Annotated in this window: 15 protein-coding genes; 6 read left to right on the top strand and 9 right to left on the bottom strand. The window is 63.4% G+C overall.

Annotated elements, in window-relative coordinates; genetic code table 11:
* Positions 1-176 precede the first annotated feature (176 nt).
* Positions 177-1,574 (bottom strand): metallophosphoesterase family protein, encoded by a 1,398-nt coding sequence (locus ABIB73_RS28910; RefSeq protein ID WP_354229543.1) that lies wholly within the window; start codon positions 1,572-1,574, stop codon positions 177-179.
* A gap of 2 nt (positions 1,575-1,576) precedes the next feature.
* A complete protein-coding gene (locus ABIB73_RS28905) occupies positions 1,577-2,716 on the bottom strand; it encodes a hypothetical protein (RefSeq protein ID WP_354229541.1) in 1,140 nt (379 codons plus the stop codon).
* A 737-nt stretch (positions 2,717-3,453) separates the two neighbouring features.
* Here ABIB73_RS28905 and purD point away from each other — a divergent pair.
* Positions 3,454-4,737, top strand: a complete 1,284-nt coding sequence (gene purD, locus ABIB73_RS28900; protein ID WP_354229539.1) for a phosphoribosylamine--glycine ligase — start codon at positions 3,454-3,456, stop codon at positions 4,735-4,737.
* Positions 4,738-4,929: 192 nt separating this feature from the next.
* Positions 4,930-5,835, top strand: a complete 906-nt coding sequence (locus tag ABIB73_RS28895; protein ID WP_354229559.1) for an alpha/beta fold hydrolase — start codon at positions 4,930-4,932, stop codon at positions 5,833-5,835.
* On the opposite strand, the gene ABIB73_RS28890 is transcribed toward ABIB73_RS28895, so the two are convergent.
* A complete protein-coding gene (locus ABIB73_RS28890) occupies positions 5,832-6,290 on the bottom strand; it encodes a nucleoside deaminase (protein WP_354229557.1) in 459 nt (152 codons plus the stop codon). The two genes, ABIB73_RS28895 and ABIB73_RS28890, sit on opposite strands and share 4 nt — an antisense overlap.
* A 118-nt stretch (positions 6,291-6,408) precedes the next feature.
* Here ABIB73_RS28890 and ABIB73_RS28885 point away from each other — a divergent pair, with 118 nt between their 5' ends.
* Together ABIB73_RS28885 and rsmD are read left to right on the top strand one after the other, a co-directional pair.
* Complete coding sequence (locus ABIB73_RS28885; protein WP_354229537.1) at positions 6,409-8,442, top strand: pseudouridine synthase; 2,034 nt, start codon at positions 6,409-6,411, stop codon at positions 8,440-8,442.
* A 2-nt stretch (positions 8,443-8,444) separates the two neighbouring features.
* The gene (gene rsmD, locus ABIB73_RS28880; RefSeq protein ID WP_354229535.1) at positions 8,445-9,002 is read left to right on the top strand and encodes a 16S rRNA (guanine(966)-N(2))-methyltransferase RsmD; all 558 of its coding nucleotides are present in this window, start codon (positions 8,445-8,447) and stop codon (positions 9,000-9,002) included.
* A gap of 1 nt (position 9,003) precedes the next feature.
* Here the strand turns inward: rsmD and mutL are convergent, their stop codons facing one another.
* Entirely contained in the window at positions 9,004-10,815 is a 1,812-nt protein-coding gene (gene mutL, locus ABIB73_RS28875) for a DNA mismatch repair endonuclease MutL (RefSeq protein ID WP_354229533.1), read from the bottom strand.
* 254 nt (positions 10,816-11,069) lie between these two features.
* On the opposite strand from mutL, the gene ABIB73_RS28870 reads away from it, so the two are divergent.
* Positions 11,070-11,387 (top strand): ribbon-helix-helix domain-containing protein, encoded by a 318-nt coding sequence (locus ABIB73_RS28870; protein ID WP_354229531.1) that lies wholly within the window; start codon positions 11,070-11,072, stop codon positions 11,385-11,387.
* 219 nt (positions 11,388-11,606) lie between these two features.
* Here the strand turns inward: ABIB73_RS28870 and ABIB73_RS28865 are convergent, their stop codons facing one another.
* The 4 genes from ABIB73_RS28865 to ABIB73_RS28850 are packed head-to-tail and all read right to left on the bottom strand — an operon-like array spanning position 11,607 to position 14,584.
* Entirely contained in the window at positions 11,607-13,175 is a 1,569-nt protein-coding gene (locus ABIB73_RS28865) for a GMC family oxidoreductase (protein WP_354229529.1), read from the bottom strand.
* Between the two features lie 30 nt (positions 13,176-13,205).
* Positions 13,206-13,754, bottom strand: coding sequence for a gluconate 2-dehydrogenase subunit 3 family protein (locus ABIB73_RS28860; protein WP_354229527.1), 549 nt, complete (start codon positions 13,752-13,754; stop codon positions 13,206-13,208).
* Positions 13,755-13,798: 44 nt separating this feature from the next.
* The gene (locus ABIB73_RS28855) at positions 13,799-14,194 is read right to left on the bottom strand and encodes a VOC family protein (protein ID WP_354229526.1); all 396 of its coding nucleotides are present in this window, start codon (positions 14,192-14,194) and stop codon (positions 13,799-13,801) included.
* On the bottom strand, positions 14,195-14,584 hold the full coding sequence (locus tag ABIB73_RS28850) for a c-type cytochrome (protein WP_354229555.1): 390 nt from the start codon (positions 14,582-14,584) through the stop codon (positions 14,195-14,197).
* Positions 14,585-14,781: 197 nt separating this feature from the next.
* Here ABIB73_RS28850 and ABIB73_RS28845 point away from each other — a divergent pair, with 197 nt between their 5' ends.
* Entirely contained in the window at positions 14,782-15,210 is a 429-nt protein-coding gene (locus ABIB73_RS28845; protein WP_354229524.1) for a hypothetical protein, read from the top strand.
* 68 nt (positions 15,211-15,278) lie between these two features.
* On the opposite strand, the gene arfB is transcribed toward ABIB73_RS28845, so the two are convergent.
* Positions 15,279-15,701 (bottom strand): alternative ribosome rescue aminoacyl-tRNA hydrolase ArfB, encoded by a 423-nt coding sequence (gene arfB, locus ABIB73_RS28840; RefSeq protein ID WP_354229522.1) that lies wholly within the window; start codon positions 15,699-15,701, stop codon positions 15,279-15,281.
* Positions 15,702-15,770: the final 69 nt, after the last annotated feature.

Below are 15,770 nucleotides of genomic sequence, written 5' to 3'. Positions count from 1 at the left end.
GACGGTTCTTCCCTCTTGCTGCCACAGGTCATCCTCGGAAATGCCCTGTCACCGAGATTATCGTGTCTCACTTGAGGGGTGCAGTCCAGTGCACTAAATGGTATCAACTGCGCTGGCTTTGGAAATTAGTGGACTGTCACCGCAATACCCGGAAGGTTACGTCACGCTGCGGTACGTCAATCGAAATTAGACTGAAATAGGATTTCAGGAGCTTTGGCGGGATTAAACCGCTTCGCTTCGACTGAATAACCTTTATCCAGAAGCTTGATGACGTTGTAAGAATTATCTCGCATTTCATCAGACAGACGAGTTGCGCCCGCACTTCCCGCGGCGAGAACGACCATACCCCCGTCCTCAGATAGCTTTACCTTGCCGCCGACCGGAGAACCGCGGTCAATTCGCGCAATGGCAGGCACATGCTGATGACCATGCAGGGCCAGCTTAAACCCGTTAGATTGCAGGCCTTCCACAACTGCGCCCGCATCCAGCGTCACGCTTATTGCCGCCTCTTTATAGTTCGGATCGGTTCGCTCTTCCCGCGAAGCTGGAACGAGGTGGTGATGCAGAACCGCAATGCGGAAATCGTCCGGATTTCTTTCGGTGAGCCGAAGGGCGTCATCATACAAGCGCCACTGGACATAGCCAAATTGGCTCTCGGCCTTGTGCCGCAAGCGCACGGAGTTCATGGCCAGAAGCTCAATCGTCCGCCCGTTAGGAAATCCAAATCTCCGCAGCTCTGGGCACTTCATCTCACGCCCGAAGAACTCCTTGGTGAACAAATTGTATGCTGCTTCGTGCGAATAATCGGTCGGAGCATAATTCTGAAGCGCAATGTCATGATTTCCTGGAACGATGACGAAGCACTCCTTTGGCACCTTCAGAGCGTCGGAGAGCGCCCTAAGAAATCGCAATCCCTCGTTTTGCAAAACATTAGCATCGGCTCGACTTGTGATGTCCCCCGAAACGACGATTAAGCCGGGAGGATCGTCCCTCAAGTCACGCTCAATAACGTCGAGCAACGGTGTCTGACCGGGCCCGGACCGTTGCGGGAAACCGAAATCCGTCCCGAAGTGTATATCGGACAGATGCAGTATCGACGGTCGGCTTGCTTTGATTGGATCGGAAAGCTTTAGAGACGCCCGCGAACGGTCTCTCCAAATGGGGAAAAATGTACCATCTCCACTTGGAGGCGGACCAAAGCGCTCTTCAAATTCTGCGGCCGTAACTTCTTCAATCGCCGCAAATCGAAACCAAGCCGGGCAACGCTTCTCGGAAGCATACGAAGGCGTCTGCCGCGCATCCGGCGACAACACCCGCTCACCTTTTGTCACTACGCAGTCGACCATGTTGGCGACAAAGAAACTCGGAGTAGAATAATCAAACAATCCAACCGAAAGCGCTTCCTTGCGAGCCTTATCTTGTAACTCTTCTATCTCTCGCCAACGATCAGGCTCAGCGAGCTTCTTCCACCACCCCCACCATACAGAGCCGGACGCACTAATTAGCTGCCGGTGCTTTTGGACGGTGTCATCACCTTCAATGTCACGAAAGCGCAGGACGCAAGTATCGGGCACGGCTATCTCCGGAATTGAAAACCTAAGTCTCTTGCAAGCTGGGACGCGGCCTGTAGGTCGGATTGCTCTACCGGGACTTCCCCTGATCTTTCGAGGATCGCAGCGAGCCTCTTCGTACCTCTGACAACTGCAGCGCAACTTCTTGAGGTCCACACTGTGTAAAGCGACCGCGCTGGATCACGCTGGCTCACAGTTTTGATGCATGATGGAAATTCGCTTGCAACTTGGATTTTTCCTTCGTCATCCGGAATATCCTTCACGGCAATTACCTGACCATCCAAACTATAGCGCTTCCACTTATGCGTAGGCCATGCAACCGGGTGGAAGACCGAGAGCTCCGGTTGCTGATGAAGGGCAATTTTGTAGATATCTGCGGCCCGCCAACTCGGCAAATTTGGGAGCCCGAGACGGAGCAACACTTCCTGCTCGAACGGAGGAGTTGAATACACTGCTTCGAATGGCACGCCACTAACACGGCCAATCTTTTCAAAGCGCTCAAGCAACTGAGCCCGTTCTTCCAGCGCTCCTGGCCGAGTGAACCTACGGAACATCGTCACAAATACATCGGCACCAGCGCGCAGCAGTGGCTGCGTACGGGCAAGCCAAAGGCCGTAAGCCTCCGGATGCCACGGCGGATCGATGATAGCCGCGTCAAACTTGTGACCGAATTGCTGGTCCAGCATCTCTTCGGTCGAGATGTCTGCGATACAATACGTTCCGGGAGCGAGATTTCTAGCGAGCAATGGGTTGCGGTCTACCAGAAAGCCTTTTCCTCCGAGCGATCGGATTGCACCATAAACCGTTGGTGCGCCAACGCAGAGGACTTCACGATTGCCCGGCCCTATCAGGGTCTCTGCCAAACGAAGTGCTGTTCGCTGATCAAACCGCCAATCAAAGTCGACGGGACTGGGCTCAGGACCGCAAATGTCGAATTCGGCCCGCGAAGAAGAACTCGTGGCAGCGCCGCCATGTTCGACTAGGCCATTAAGGCTTCTTTGTACCAAGTCTGGAAAAGCGCCCTGCATGTCGCGACATAGCGCTTGAAACTGTTCCGCAGAAAGGACGGGGAGCTTCCCCAGTGAATGCGCGGCCACAGAAGCGAGGAGAGCGTCGTCCGGGACATCCCTATCGGTTCGTTTCATGCGATTTCCAGCTTGCTTGCGAACAACCACTATATGCGGACACGGATCGAAGCAACTTTCATGAAGGCGAACACAACTGATCGTTGGGCAATGATGCCCAGTAGACCGCGCTGCATCATTCCGCTTTCGCGAGACCCAAGATGAGAGCGGCTCCGGTACTGATGCCAGCTGGGCGGCGGCCGCAGCCCTTTAGGCTCAGTTTTTGAAACTGGGGGGTGCCCTGCTTTTCCATAGGGCCCCCGGGACACAAGGGGACCCATTGCGACAGCGCAGGGAGCGTTGGAGGGTAGTCCAAAGTCGCCCTTTTGCTCTGTTCGTAAATCGGCAGGTATCCGAACAGTTCTTCTGCGAGGAAGGCCGAACACCTTGGCCTAAGGCCAGCTCCGCGATCCCGCCCAGCCAGCGATAAACGAACAGCTACGCTCAAGCGCCGCCCGAACGCCGGCCCGCGTGCCCCGCGAGCATTTGACGGAGGTGGCGCTGGAGCGGAGGCGAATGGCCACGTCTGGTCTTGTATAAAACCTATTCGTCCGTATTGCGCAACGTTCGTGGTTCGGCCGAGTTCTGGGGTGGCTTCCGGAGCGTCACCGACTAGTCTGCGCATGGCCGGATGAATTTCGGCTCGCGCCCAAGGCGCGCGCCACGGAATGACGGGGAGTTCGAAGCCAGCCCCCCTTGAGACCCGCCGCGATTCGTGCGACCTCCGCCTCCAGCAAACCCGTCATTTCGAGCCTTCGATGCACATTCTCCTGCTTGGTTCCGGCGGCCGCGAACATGCCCTGGCGTGGAAAATCGCGGCCTCTCCCCTGGTGACCAAATTCTGGTGCGCGCCCGGCAATGCCGGGATCGCGCGCGAGGCCGAGTGCGTGGCGCTCGACGTCGCCGACCATGCCGCCGTGATCGATTTCTGCAAGACAAACGCAGTCGAGCTCGTGGTGGTCGGCCCGGAGACGCCGCTTGCCGCCGGCATCGTCGATGATCTCTCCGCGGCCGGCATCAAGGCGTTCGGGCCGAACAGGATCCCCGCCCAGCTCGAAAGCTCCAAGGGTTTCACCAAGGCGCTGTGCACCGAATTCGGCATCCCGACCGGTGCCTACAAGCGCTTCACCAATGCCGATGATGCGCGCGCCTATGTGCAGAGCCAGGGCGCGCCGATCGTGGTGAAGGCCGACGGCCTGGCCGCCGGCAAGGGCGTCGTCGTCGCCAAGACCGTGCGCGAGGCCGAGGACGCCATCGCCATGATGTTCGAGGGCGCGTTTGGCGAGGCCGGCGCCGAGGTCGTGATCGAGGAGTTCCTGCCGGGCCGCGAGATCAGCTTCTTCGCGCTCTGCGACGGCGAGACAGCCATTCCGCTGGCCTCCGCCCAGGACCACAAGCGCGTGTTCGACCACGACGTCGGCCCGAACACCGGCGGCATGGGCGCCTATTCGCCGACGCCGCTGGTGACGCCGGCGATCCACGACGCGATCATGGCCAAGATCATTCTGCCGACGGTGGCCGGCATGAAGCAGCGCGGCACGCCGTTTTGCGGCATCCTCTATGCCGGGATCATGCTGACGACGCAGGGCCCAAAGCTGTTCGAGTTCAACGTCCGCTTCGGCGATCCCGAGTGCCAGGTGCTGATGCTGCGCATGATGTCGGACATCGTGCCGGCGTTCCTCGCCTCCTGCGACGGGCAGCTGAAAAATTTCGACCTGCGCTGGTATCCGGAATCCGCGCTCACCGTGGTGATGGCCGCGAAGGGCTATCCCGGCGACTACCAGAAGGGCACGCGCATCGAGGGGCTCGATGACGCGGCCAGGGTCGACACCGTCGAGATCTTCCACGCCGGCACGGTCGCGAAGGACGGCGCTATTCTCGCCAATGGCGGCCGCGTGCTCAATGTCTGCGCGTTAGGAGCGACCGTGACCGAAGCGCAGGCGCGCGCCTATCAGGCCGTCGACCGCATCAACTGGCCGGAAGGCTTCTGCCGCCGCGATATCGGCTGGCAAGCGGTGGAAGCCGAGAAGGCCAAGGGCTGACAGCGGTTTTTCCGATCGCGGCGCAAAGCGCGCTGGCGGGAATCTCGCGCCATCGCTCCGCCACATCGTCATTCCAAAAATGCGCAATCGGCTGTTGGGCTTAGCGTCCCTCGCCGAGGACGGCCGTGCTACTTTGCATGGGGTTGTTTTCGACATTTTTGTTTTGAGCTGATGGAACCCATGTCTAATCTCATGTCCGATCTCGCCGACCTCTATCCCGGCTTCGCCTCCGAATGGGTCAACACATCCTCAGGCCGCATCTTCGCGCGCGTTGGCGGCAACGGATCGCCGTTGCTGCTGCTGCACGGCTTCTCCGAGACGCATGTGATGTGGCATCGCGTCGCGCCGCAGCTCGCCGACAAGTTCACGCTGATCATCGCCGACCTGCCGGGCTATGGCTGGTCGGACATGTCCGAGAGCGATGCGCTGCATACGCCCTACAGCAAGCGCGCGATGGCGAAGGCCATGGTCGAGGCGATGGAGCAGCTTGGCCACGTGCACTTCGCGCTTGCCGGCCACGACCGCGGCGGCCGCGTCTCCTACCGCCTCGCGCTCGACCATCCCGGCCGGCTGTCGCGACTCGCGGTGCTCGATATCCTGCCGACCTATAATTACTGGGAGCGGATGAACCGCGCCTACGCGCTGAAGATCTATCACTGGACTTTTCTGGCGCAGCCTGCCCCGCTGCCGGAGACGCTGATCGCAGGCCAAGGCGAATTCTTCCTGCGCTTCAAGATGGCGAGCCAGACCAAGTCGAAGACGCTCGATGCGATCGACAGGCGCGCACTGGAGCACTACATCGCGCCGTTCCGCGATCCCGCCCGCGTGCATGCGATGTGCGAAGACTACCGTGCCGGCGCCACTATCGACTACGACCTCGACAAGGCCGATTTCGAGGCCGGCAAGAAGATCACGATCCCGATGCTGGCGCTGTGGGGCGGCGCAGGCATCGCCCAGGCCGCAGCGACGCCGCTCGACATCTGGAAGCAATGGGCCACGAATGTGGACGGCATGCCGGTGGATTCCGGTCACTTCCTCACGGAGGAGAATCCGGACGTCACCGCAAAGGCGTTGCGCGAGTTTTTCTCGGCAGCTTAACGCCGCTCCCGAAAGAAGTCCTTGAGCAGCCGGGCCGCCTCGCTTTCGCCGACCCCGGAATAGACATCCGGCACGTGATGGCAGGTCGGCGCCGTGAAGAACCGCACGCCGGACTCGACCGCGCCGCCCTTGGGGTCGGCCGCGCCGTAATAGAGCCGGCGGACCCTTGCAAAAGAGATCGCGCCCGCACACATGGTGCAGGGCTCCAGCGTCACGTAGAGGTCGCAGTCGACCAGGCGCTCGCTGCCGATTTTCCTGGCGGCTTCGCGCAGCGCAATGATCTCGGCATGGGCCGTGGGGTCGTAATCGGTCAGCGTCCGGTTGGCGGCGGTGGCAATGACCTCGTAATTGCGGACCACCACGCACCCAATCGGAACTTCGCCCGCCTTTCCGGCATTTTCGGCCGTTTTGAGCGCCAAATCCATGAATGAGGGGGCTTTCAAGCCTCGTATCATCGCCAGAAACCTGCTAGTAGCTCCGCCTTCAGCAAGAGTGAATACCGGATTTGCCTGAGCATGCGGCTCGAAGCGAGCGCGCACAATGCTTTCTGGCCACCCCTAAGTGAGATTATTCATGCCTCGCGACAGCGACAAAGACAACGATTCCCGCGGCCGGCGTGATCGAGGCCCGCCCAAGGGTCGGTCCGGCAAGCCGCGCGGCCCCGAGAAGAAGTTCGCCAAGCGCGGCGTTGAGGGTAAGGGCGACCGTGACAGCCGCCCGCCCCGCGGCGACCGCGAGGGCCGTCCGTTCCGCCGCCGCGAGGAGGGCGATGCCCCACGCCGTGACTTCAGCGACCGTCCGAAGTTCAAGCGCGACGACCGGCCTCGCGAGGATCGCGGCGAGCGCAGCTTCAAGGCGCGTGGCGACCGCCCGTTTTCCGATCGTCCGTCGCGCGATGGCGAGAAGCGGCCGTTCAAGCCGCGCGGTGATCGCCCGTCCTATGGGCGCGACGACCGCCCGGCGCGCAGCCGTGATCGCGACGACTCCCGTCCGGCCGCTCGGTCCGGCGACAAGAAGTTTGGCGACAAGCGGCCCTACGCGCCGCGTGGTGAACGCCCGGAACGCAAGTTTGACGGCGAGCGGAAGTTCTCGCGGGGGGCGCCGGACCGCAGCGACCGTCCGCGCGATCGTGGCGAGCGCAGCGATTCAAAACCCTGGCAGAAGCGCGATTCGGCTCCGCGCGGCGACCGGCCGCCGCGCAAGGACTTCAGCAAGGGCCCGCGCAAGGATTTCGGCGGCCGTGACCGCAGCGAAGACAAGCCCTGGCAGAAGCGCGAAGGCGGCGAGGACCGTCCGCGCTTCGCGCGGTCGCGTGACGATCGTGCATCGGGTGATCGTCCGTTCCGCGAGCGGCCCAAATTCGACCGGCCCCGCCGCGACGGCGATGGGGAACGCGGTGGGCGCGGCGGTGACCGCCCCAAATTCGATCGCCCGCGCGAGCGCTCCGAAGGCCGCTCCGACTGGCACGAGCATCCGCGCAGCGAAGGTCGCTTTGGCGATCGTCCGCGCCGTGAAAACGAGGATGAGAGCAGGATCTTCGAGAAGCGGCCGGCGTTCGGCGGCCGCGGCGCCTATCGCGAGCGCGATCGTGATTTCGATCGCCGTCCACGGCGCGACGAGGAGCCGAAGCCGAAGAAGGCTGGCGAGCGCATCGCCAAGGTGCTGTCGCGTGCGGGCCTCGCCTCGCGCCGCGACGCCGAAGAGATGGTCACGCAGGGCCGCGTCAGCGTCAACGGCCGCGTCATCAATTCGCCGGCGCTCGACATCACCTCGAACGATGTCGTCACTGTTGACGGCAAGCCGTTGCCGGAGCGCGAGCGCACGCGGCTGTTCCTCTACCACAAGCCGCGCGGCCTGATGACGACACATGACGATCCCGAGGGGCGTCCGACCGTGTTCGACAATCTGCCTGAAGGCCTGCCGCGGCTGATCTCGATCGGCCGGCTCGATTTCAACACCGAAGGCCTGCTGCTGCTCACCAATGACGGCGGGCTCGCGCGCACGCTCGAACTGCCCGATACCGGCTGGCTGCGCCGCTACCGCGTCCGCGCCCATGGCGACGTCACGCAGGCCCAGCTCGACGAGCTCAAGAACGGCATCGAGGTCGAGGGCGTCAGATACGGTCCGATCGAAGCGACGCTGGAGCGCGACCAGGGCGCCAATGTCTGGCTGGTGTTCGCGATCCGTGAAGGCAAGAACCGCGAGGTGCGTAACGTCTGCGCTCATCTCGGCCTTGAAGTGAACCGGCTGATCCGCGTCTCCTACGGCCCGTTCCAGCTCGGCGAGGTCCCCGAAGGCCAGGTCGAGGAGATCCGCTCGCGCGTGCTGCGCGAGCAGCTCGGCGACAAGATAATCGAGAAGTCGGGAGCGCAATTCGACGTGCCGCAGAAATCATCGTCGGGCGACGATTCTGCATCGGGCGAGACCAAGCCCGCCAGCAAGCGCGCTGTGATCAACGACCGCAAGGGCCGCCGCGTGGTGGTGCAGCGTACTGGCAGCGACGAGGCGCGCGAGCGCAACGAGGCTGAAGCCAGTGGTTATGGCCCACCGCGCCGTCCCAAGCGCGGCTATCACGGCAAGCGCGACCTGACGCCGCGGGAGGACTGACGTTGCGCGTCGTCGGCGGTCGTTTGAAGGGGCGCAATCTCGCCTCACCGTCCTCGCGCGACATCCGCCCCACGGCGGACCGCCTGCGCGAGTCCGTGTTCAACATCCTCGTGCACGCCTATGACGATCCGATCCAGGACGCGCGCGTGCTCGATCTCTTCGCCGGCACCGGTGCGCTCGGCATCGAGGCGGCCTCGCGCGGCGCGAAGTTCACGCTGTTCGTCGACAATGGCGCCGAGGCCCGCGCACTGTTGCGCAACAATGTCGAGGCGCTGGGGCTTGGCGGCGTGACGAAAGTCTACCGCCGCGACGCGACCGATCTCGGTCCGGCGCATCCGGTCGAGCCGTTCTCGCTGGTATTCCTCGACCCGCCCTATGGCAGGGGTCTTGCGGAAAAAGCGCTCGCGAGCTTGCGCGACGGTGGCTGGCTCACGCCGGGGGCGCTGCTCGTGGTTGAAGAGGCGAAGGCCGCGCAGTTCGCGACGCCTGATGGCTTCGAGGAGTTGGAGCGGCGCGCCTATGACGACACGGAGTTCGTGTTTCTGAAGTGCAACGCGTAAATCACCTCCGCCCAAACAGCTTCTCCACATCGGCGAGCTTCAGCTCGACATAGGTCGGTCGGCCGTGGTTGCATTGGCCGGAGTTCGGAGTCTCCTCCATCTCGCGGAGCAGGGCGTTCATCTCCTCCGGCCTCAGCCTGCGTCCGGCGCGCACCGAGCCGTGGCAGGCCATGGTGGCGGCGACGTGCATTAGGCGGCGCTCCAGCGGCAGCGCCTCGTCCCATTCGGCCATGTGCTCGGCAAGATCGCGCAACAGGCCGCCCGCATTGGTCTTGCCGAGCAGCGACGGCGTCTCGCGCACCGCTACCGCACCGGGGCCGAAGGATTCGATCGCAAGGCCGAAGGATCCGAGTTCTTCGCTGCGTTCAAGCAGCTGCTCCACCGTGGCCTCGTCCATCTCGACGATCTCGGGGATCAGCAGGATCTGCCGCTGCACGCCGTTTTCGGCCAGTGAGGCCTTCAGCCGCTCATAGACGATGCGCTCATGGGCGGCGTGCTGGTCGACGATGATCAGGCCGTCGCGGGTCTGCGACACGATGTAGGTCTCGTGGAGCTGCGTGCGTGCGGCGCCAAGCGGGCGATCGACAAGGTCGGCCACCGGCTGCGTGTCGATCCGAACGTCGGCGCTCGGCGCGCCAACGTCGAAGGCGGCTTGCGCGCGCTCGGCGAAAGCAGGCGCGGCGGCGCCTTCGAACGATGGCAGCGGCCCGGCCGGAGCGGATGGCGATTGCCGCCAGTCCCAGCTCGCCGGACGCGGCGTGAAGGCGGGCCGGAACGAGGACAATGCGCTCTCGCCGCTATTGGCGGCGGTGCGCCGCCCCTCGCGCGCAAGCCCCTCCTTCAATCCGTGCACGATCAACGCGCGCACGAGACCGGCGTTGCGGAAGCGCACCTCGGTCTTGGCCGGGTGCACGTTGGCGTCAACCTCGCGCGGGTCGAGTGTGACGAACAGCGCCACCACCGGATGGCGGTCGCGCGGCAGGTAGTCGGCATAGGCCCCGCGCACCGCGCCGAGGATCAGCTTGTCGCGGACCGGGCGGCCATTGACGAAAAGGTACTGCCCGAGCGCGTTGGCCCTCGTCAGGGCAGGCGCCGCCGCATAGCCGGCGACCACGACACCCTCGCGCTCGGCATGAACCTCGATGGCGTGGCTGCGGAACTCCGCGCCGAGGATATCGCCGAGCCGCGTCAGGCGGCCGGCCGCTCCGGGTAGCGCCGCCGCCCAGGTCACCGGCGCACGCTCTTCGCCGGCCAGCGTGAAGGCGACGTCGGGGCGCGCCATGGCGAGGCGCCTGACCACCTCGCGGATCGCCTCGGCCTCGGTCCGGTCGGTCTTCAGAAATTTCAGACGCGCCGGCGTCGCATAGAAGAGATCGTTGACCTCGACGCGGGTGCCATGCGCCAGCGCCGCCGGCATGATCTCGGATTTCTCGCCGCCCTCGACGGTGAGCGCCCAGGCATGCGGCTCGCTGGCATGCCGCGTGGTGATCGACAGCCGCGCCACCGAGCCGATCGAGGGCAGCGCCTCGCCGCGGAACCCGAGCGTACGGATCTGGAGCAGGTCCTCATCGTCGAGCTTGGAGGTGGCGTGGCGCTCCACCGCGAGCGCTAGATCTTTCGCGGTCATGCCGCTGCCGTCGTCGGTGATGCCGATCCGGCGCCGGCCGCCGCCATCGGTGAAGACGTCGATCCGGCTCGCGCCGGCATCGATCGCATTCTCGACGAGTTCCTTGACCACGCTCGCGGGACGTTCGACCACCTCGCCCGCGGCGATGCGGTTGACGACCTGCTCTGGCAATTGGCGGACGGGCATGGGTTCGGACTTGGATTCGATCCTGGATTCGCGGACGCGCTATTCTATGCCGTGTTGCGTCAAAAGCATGCGCCAAGCAACAGGCAAACGACGGGTAACTTGGCCCGCTGGGGAGGAGTGTGGACTATCGCCTTGAAGCCATTGGACGTTCGAGCAAACCACGCGTCGGCCGTCGTCCTCCCTCAGTCTTGATTGTGAGGTCCGGAGAGCAGGTGTAGCATCGTGAAAAAACGGCAACAGGACGGGAGGACGCCATGTGCCATCTCTTCGCGCACCAGCCCCAACGCGACTATGAATCCCAGACCCGCTCATTGCGGATCGACGGTCATTGCACCTCGATCCGGCTGGAAATGGCGTTCTGGGACACGCTGGAGGAGATCGCGGCCAGGGAGAGCATGAGCCTCGGCAAGTTCCTGACGACGCTCTACAACGAAGTCCTCGACCATCATGGCGAGGTCAACAATTTCGCCTCACTGCTGCGCTGTTCATGCCTGATCGACCGCTCCCGAAACGCCACGCCGGCGCGGGATTTCAAGGAAACCGTCGCGCCTATCCTCGACGCGGCCGAATAGCACGATCGCGAATCCGCTTCCGCACCCTCGGTGTCGTCCTGGCGAAGGCCAGGACCCATACCGCGGAATCTATCAGTGATCGACGATGCCTGTTCCGAACGACGAGCCTTCGTCAAACTCCTCCCGAGGATAATGGGTCCTGGCTTTCGCCGGGACGACGACTGAATTCAAAGCGTGCCGCGTCCACGCCATCATCGTGAGTGCGATGACAGCGAGGGATCAGATCTCCTTCTTCTGCATCGCGCCCGCAATGTAATCCGCCTGCCGGATGGCGAGCGAGACGATGGTCAGGGTCGGATTGCAGGCCGCGCCGCTGGTGAACTGGCTGCCGTCGGAGACGAACAGGTTCTTGACGTCGTGGCTCTGCCCGAACTTGTTGACCACGCCGTCCCGCGGCTTCTCGCTCATCCGGTTGGTGCCGAGGTTGTGCGTGCTCGGATAGGGCGGCGTCGGATAGCTCACGGTGGCGCCGACGGCGTCGTAGACCGCCGCACCCTGCTTGTAGGCGTGGGCGCGCATCGCGACGTCGTTGGGATGATCATCGAAATGCACGCTCGCGACCGGCTGGCCGAACTTGTCCTTCACAACCGGATCGAGCGTGATGCGGTTGGTCTCCTGCGCCATGTCCTCGCCGACCAGCCACATGCCGGCCATCCGCGGATAGCTGTCGAGCGCTGCAGTGAACGGACGTCCCCAGGCGCCGGGGTTGAGGAATGCCGCCATGAAGGGCAGGCCGATCGACAGCGTCTCCATCTCGTAGCCGCCGACGAAGCCGCGCTTCGGATTGTTGGCGGCCTCGTCGCGGATGATGCCGGCCATGGTGGTGCCGCGATACATGTGCACGGACTTCTCGAACACCGCGTAGACGCTGCCGGTCATGTGACGCATGTAGTTGCGGCCGACCTGTCCGGATGAATTGGCAAGGCCATCGGGGAACATGGTGGAGGCGCTGTTCAACAGCAGCCGCGGACTCTCGATCGAATTGCCGGCCACCGCCACGATGCGCGCTTTCTGGCGCTGCATCGCACCTCGCTCGTCGGCGTAGACCACGCCGGTCACCTTGCCGCCGGCGTCGTGCTCGATCTTGACCGCCATGCTGCTCGGCCGCACCTCGAGGTTGCCGGTCGCCTCGCCCTTGGGGATCTCGGTGTAGAGCGTCGACCATTTCGCGCCGGATTTGCAGCCCTGGAAGCAGAAGCCGATCTGCTGGCAGGAGCCGCGACCGTCGCGCGGCTGGCTATTGATCGCCATGTTGCCGGTGTGCACGGTCTTGTAGCCGAGCTTCTTCGCGCCGGCCTCCAGCACCCTGAAATTGTTGTTGCCGGGAAGCCCGGGAATGCCGTTGGTGCGGGTCACGCCCATCTTGTTCTCGGCCTTGGCGTACCACGGCTCCATCTCGGCGAGCGTGACCGGCCAGTCCAGCAAATTGGCGCCGGGAATGTTGCCGTAGGTGCTTTTGACCTTGAATTCGTGCTCGTCGAACCGCAGCGACGCGCCGGCCCAATGCACGGTGGAGCCGCCGACCGCCTTGACGATCCAGGCTGGGAGACCCGAGAAGTCTTTGGCGACGCGCCATGTTCCTGATGTGGTGCGGGCATCGGTCCAGGCGAGCTGGGAAAAACTGTCCCACTCGTCGTTGATGAAGTCCTGGTTCTCGATGCGCGGACCGGCCTCGAGGATGACGACCTTGACGCCCTTTTGCGCCAGTTCGTTGCCCATCGTGCCGCCGCCGGCGCCGGAGCCGACAACCACCACAACGCTGGAGTCGTTCAGATCGAATTTTGCCATTTGCGTTCTCCTCAACCGTTGGGGTGTGCCTTAGGCCTTCGGCAGCCAGTCGATGTCGGCGAAGCCGCGGTTGATGTAGCCGCCATGCTCGGCGGACGAGCCCTCGTAACCGAACCGCGGCCAGACCTCTTTCTGGTTGTAAAGCGACACGATGAGGTCGCCGCGCACCTTCTGGAAGAAGTCGCTCTGTTCGATCTCCGTCAGCAGCACCACGCGATCGGATTCCCAGGGCAGCTCGGCATAGGGCATCTTGTGGCGGTCGCGCGCGTTCTGATCGAGCCTGGTGATGCCTTCGCTGATCAGCGCCTTGACGGCGGGGTCCTTGGCCGCCTTGCCGTCCCAGGGCTTGATCGCGGTGATGTAGTAGCTGTCGCCGAGGGCATCGTGCGGATAGATGTCGCGCGCGACCTTCAGCAACGTCTTCATCGTCGCAGGTGAAAGTGCACTCGCCTCATCGGCCCAGGCGCCCTCGATGCTGACGGCGACGCTCGCTGCAACGGCCGCGACCGGCACGGCGGTCGCTGCGCCCTTGAGAAAGACGCGGCGGCTGTGCTTGCTTCGACGATCGACTTCTCTCATGGGATTCCTCCGTGGATTTTCGTGATTTGGATTTTTTGATTTGCTCAGTTGAAACGTCCGCCTCGCTGGATCACCTCGATCTTGTAGCCATCGGGATCACTGACGAAGAAGAAACGCGCCAGCGTCCTGCCGTCATGCTTGAAATCGCGCAGCGGCCCCGGTGCGAGCATCTCGCGCTCGAAGCGCGCATGCTCGGCATCGAGATCCTCGACCACGACGGCGAGATGTCCGTAGCCGTCGCCGAGCGCATAAGGTTCCTTGCGATCGAAATTGACGGTCAGCTCCACCTCGAAAGGTGAGGACGGGTGACGCAGATAGATCAGGGCAAAGTCTGCGAATTTCAGATGGTCGGTAACCTCGAGGCCGAAGGCGCGCTTGTAGAAGTCGAGCGAGCGGGCCTCGTCGAGCACGCGGATCATGGAATGGACAGGCTTTGCCATTCAGTTCAGCTCCTTGAGGTAGGTGATGATGGCGGCGCGCGTCTCCGGCTTCGCTTGTCGGTAGGCCATGACTACGCCGGGAACGACGGCCTGCGGATTGGTCAGCCATGCATCGAGCCTGGCCTCGTCCCAGGCGAAGTCCGCTTTCGCGAGACCGTCCGAATAGTGAAACCCTTCGGTCTTGCCAGCCGGCCGTCCCACAATATTGACCAGCGGCGGACCTTGCCGCATCGGTTCCGACACGTTGGTGGTGTGGCACACCGCGCATTGCTGCTTGAACAGCGTTGCGCCATCCGGCGGTGGCTTTGCGGCCGGCAAGGGCATTTGCGCATCGGCCACCCGCACCACCAGCACCACCGCGGTGCACAATCCCAGCACGACTGCGCGCATCGCCAAGAGCCCGCCCATCCATATCAAAGTCAGCGTGCGCAAACTCTAGGCGCCGCCAAACATGCGGTGGTAGTAGCGGGCTGTTTCGTTGTCGAAGCCGTCAGCACTCAAACGCGGGTGCTCGCGGCCTGCGCGTGTTCCGCGCCGCCGCATATGAGGAAAGCATTTTCGCGAAATGGCCGCGAAATTCCTAAACGATGACCACACGACGCGGATTGCATGGGGCCGCGCCGTTCGGATCTCGGCGCGGTGAGACGGTCCGGGCGAACGGCGTGGAGATACGCCGAACCGTTCATCGCGAACAAATCCAGGAGAAATGGATGAAGTTGATGAAGACCTCTGTGATCGCATGTGCTCTCTCGGCATTGCTGGTGGGGCCGGTTCTTGCGCAAGGCGCGCCGTCCGACACCAAGTTGCGCGGCGGCGCGCAGGGCAAGACCATGCAGGGCGGCGCCTCAAGCAGCGATGAAGAGGATTTGAGCGCGCAGCCGGGTGCTGCGGGCGAGAAGGTCGGCATGAAGTCGACCAAGGGAACAAAGGGCACGGTCGGCACTACCGGCAGCGCCACACACAAGGGAACGGTCGACGATTCCGCTTCAGGCGCCACCACCGGAAAGCGTTACTGACGCCACCTGACACAGCAAACCTCCGGTCGCTCGGCGGCCGGAGGTTTCTTGGTCGATGTCTTGGTCAATCAATCGTCGAGTCCGCGGCCGCCGCCGCGACCGGCCTTGATGTCGCTGCGACGCTTCTTGCCCTCGAGCCGGCGCTGCTTGGAGCCAAAGGTCGGCCGCGTCGCGCGCCTTGGCTTCGGTCGCACCATCGCCTCGCGCAGGATTTCGGTGAGGCGGTCTATGGCGTCCTGGCGGTTGCGCTCCTGGGTGCGGAAGCGCTGCGCCTGGATCACGATGACGCCGTCCTTGGTCATGCGCTGGCCGGCCAGGCGGGCAAGGCGCAAGGCTGCATCTTCCGGCAAGGTCAGCTTGCGGGTATCGAAACGCAATTGCGCCGAGGTCGCGACCTTGTTGACGTTCTGGCCTCCGGGACCGGAGGCGCGGACAAAGCCGATCTCGATGTCGTCCTCGTCGATGACGAGGTCGCGGGATATCCGCAGCATGATGGCACCATTCGTGATGTCCGGACATATCCCGGACCTCCACGTTCGGCAATGGCGCTCATGCGAAAC

This window comes from Bradyrhizobium sp. F1.4.3 (assembly GCF_040548375.1).
Taxonomy (GTDB): domain Bacteria; phylum Pseudomonadota; class Alphaproteobacteria; order Rhizobiales; family Xanthobacteraceae; genus Bradyrhizobium.
This window is presented reverse-complemented; position numbering and strand designations above follow the sequence as displayed.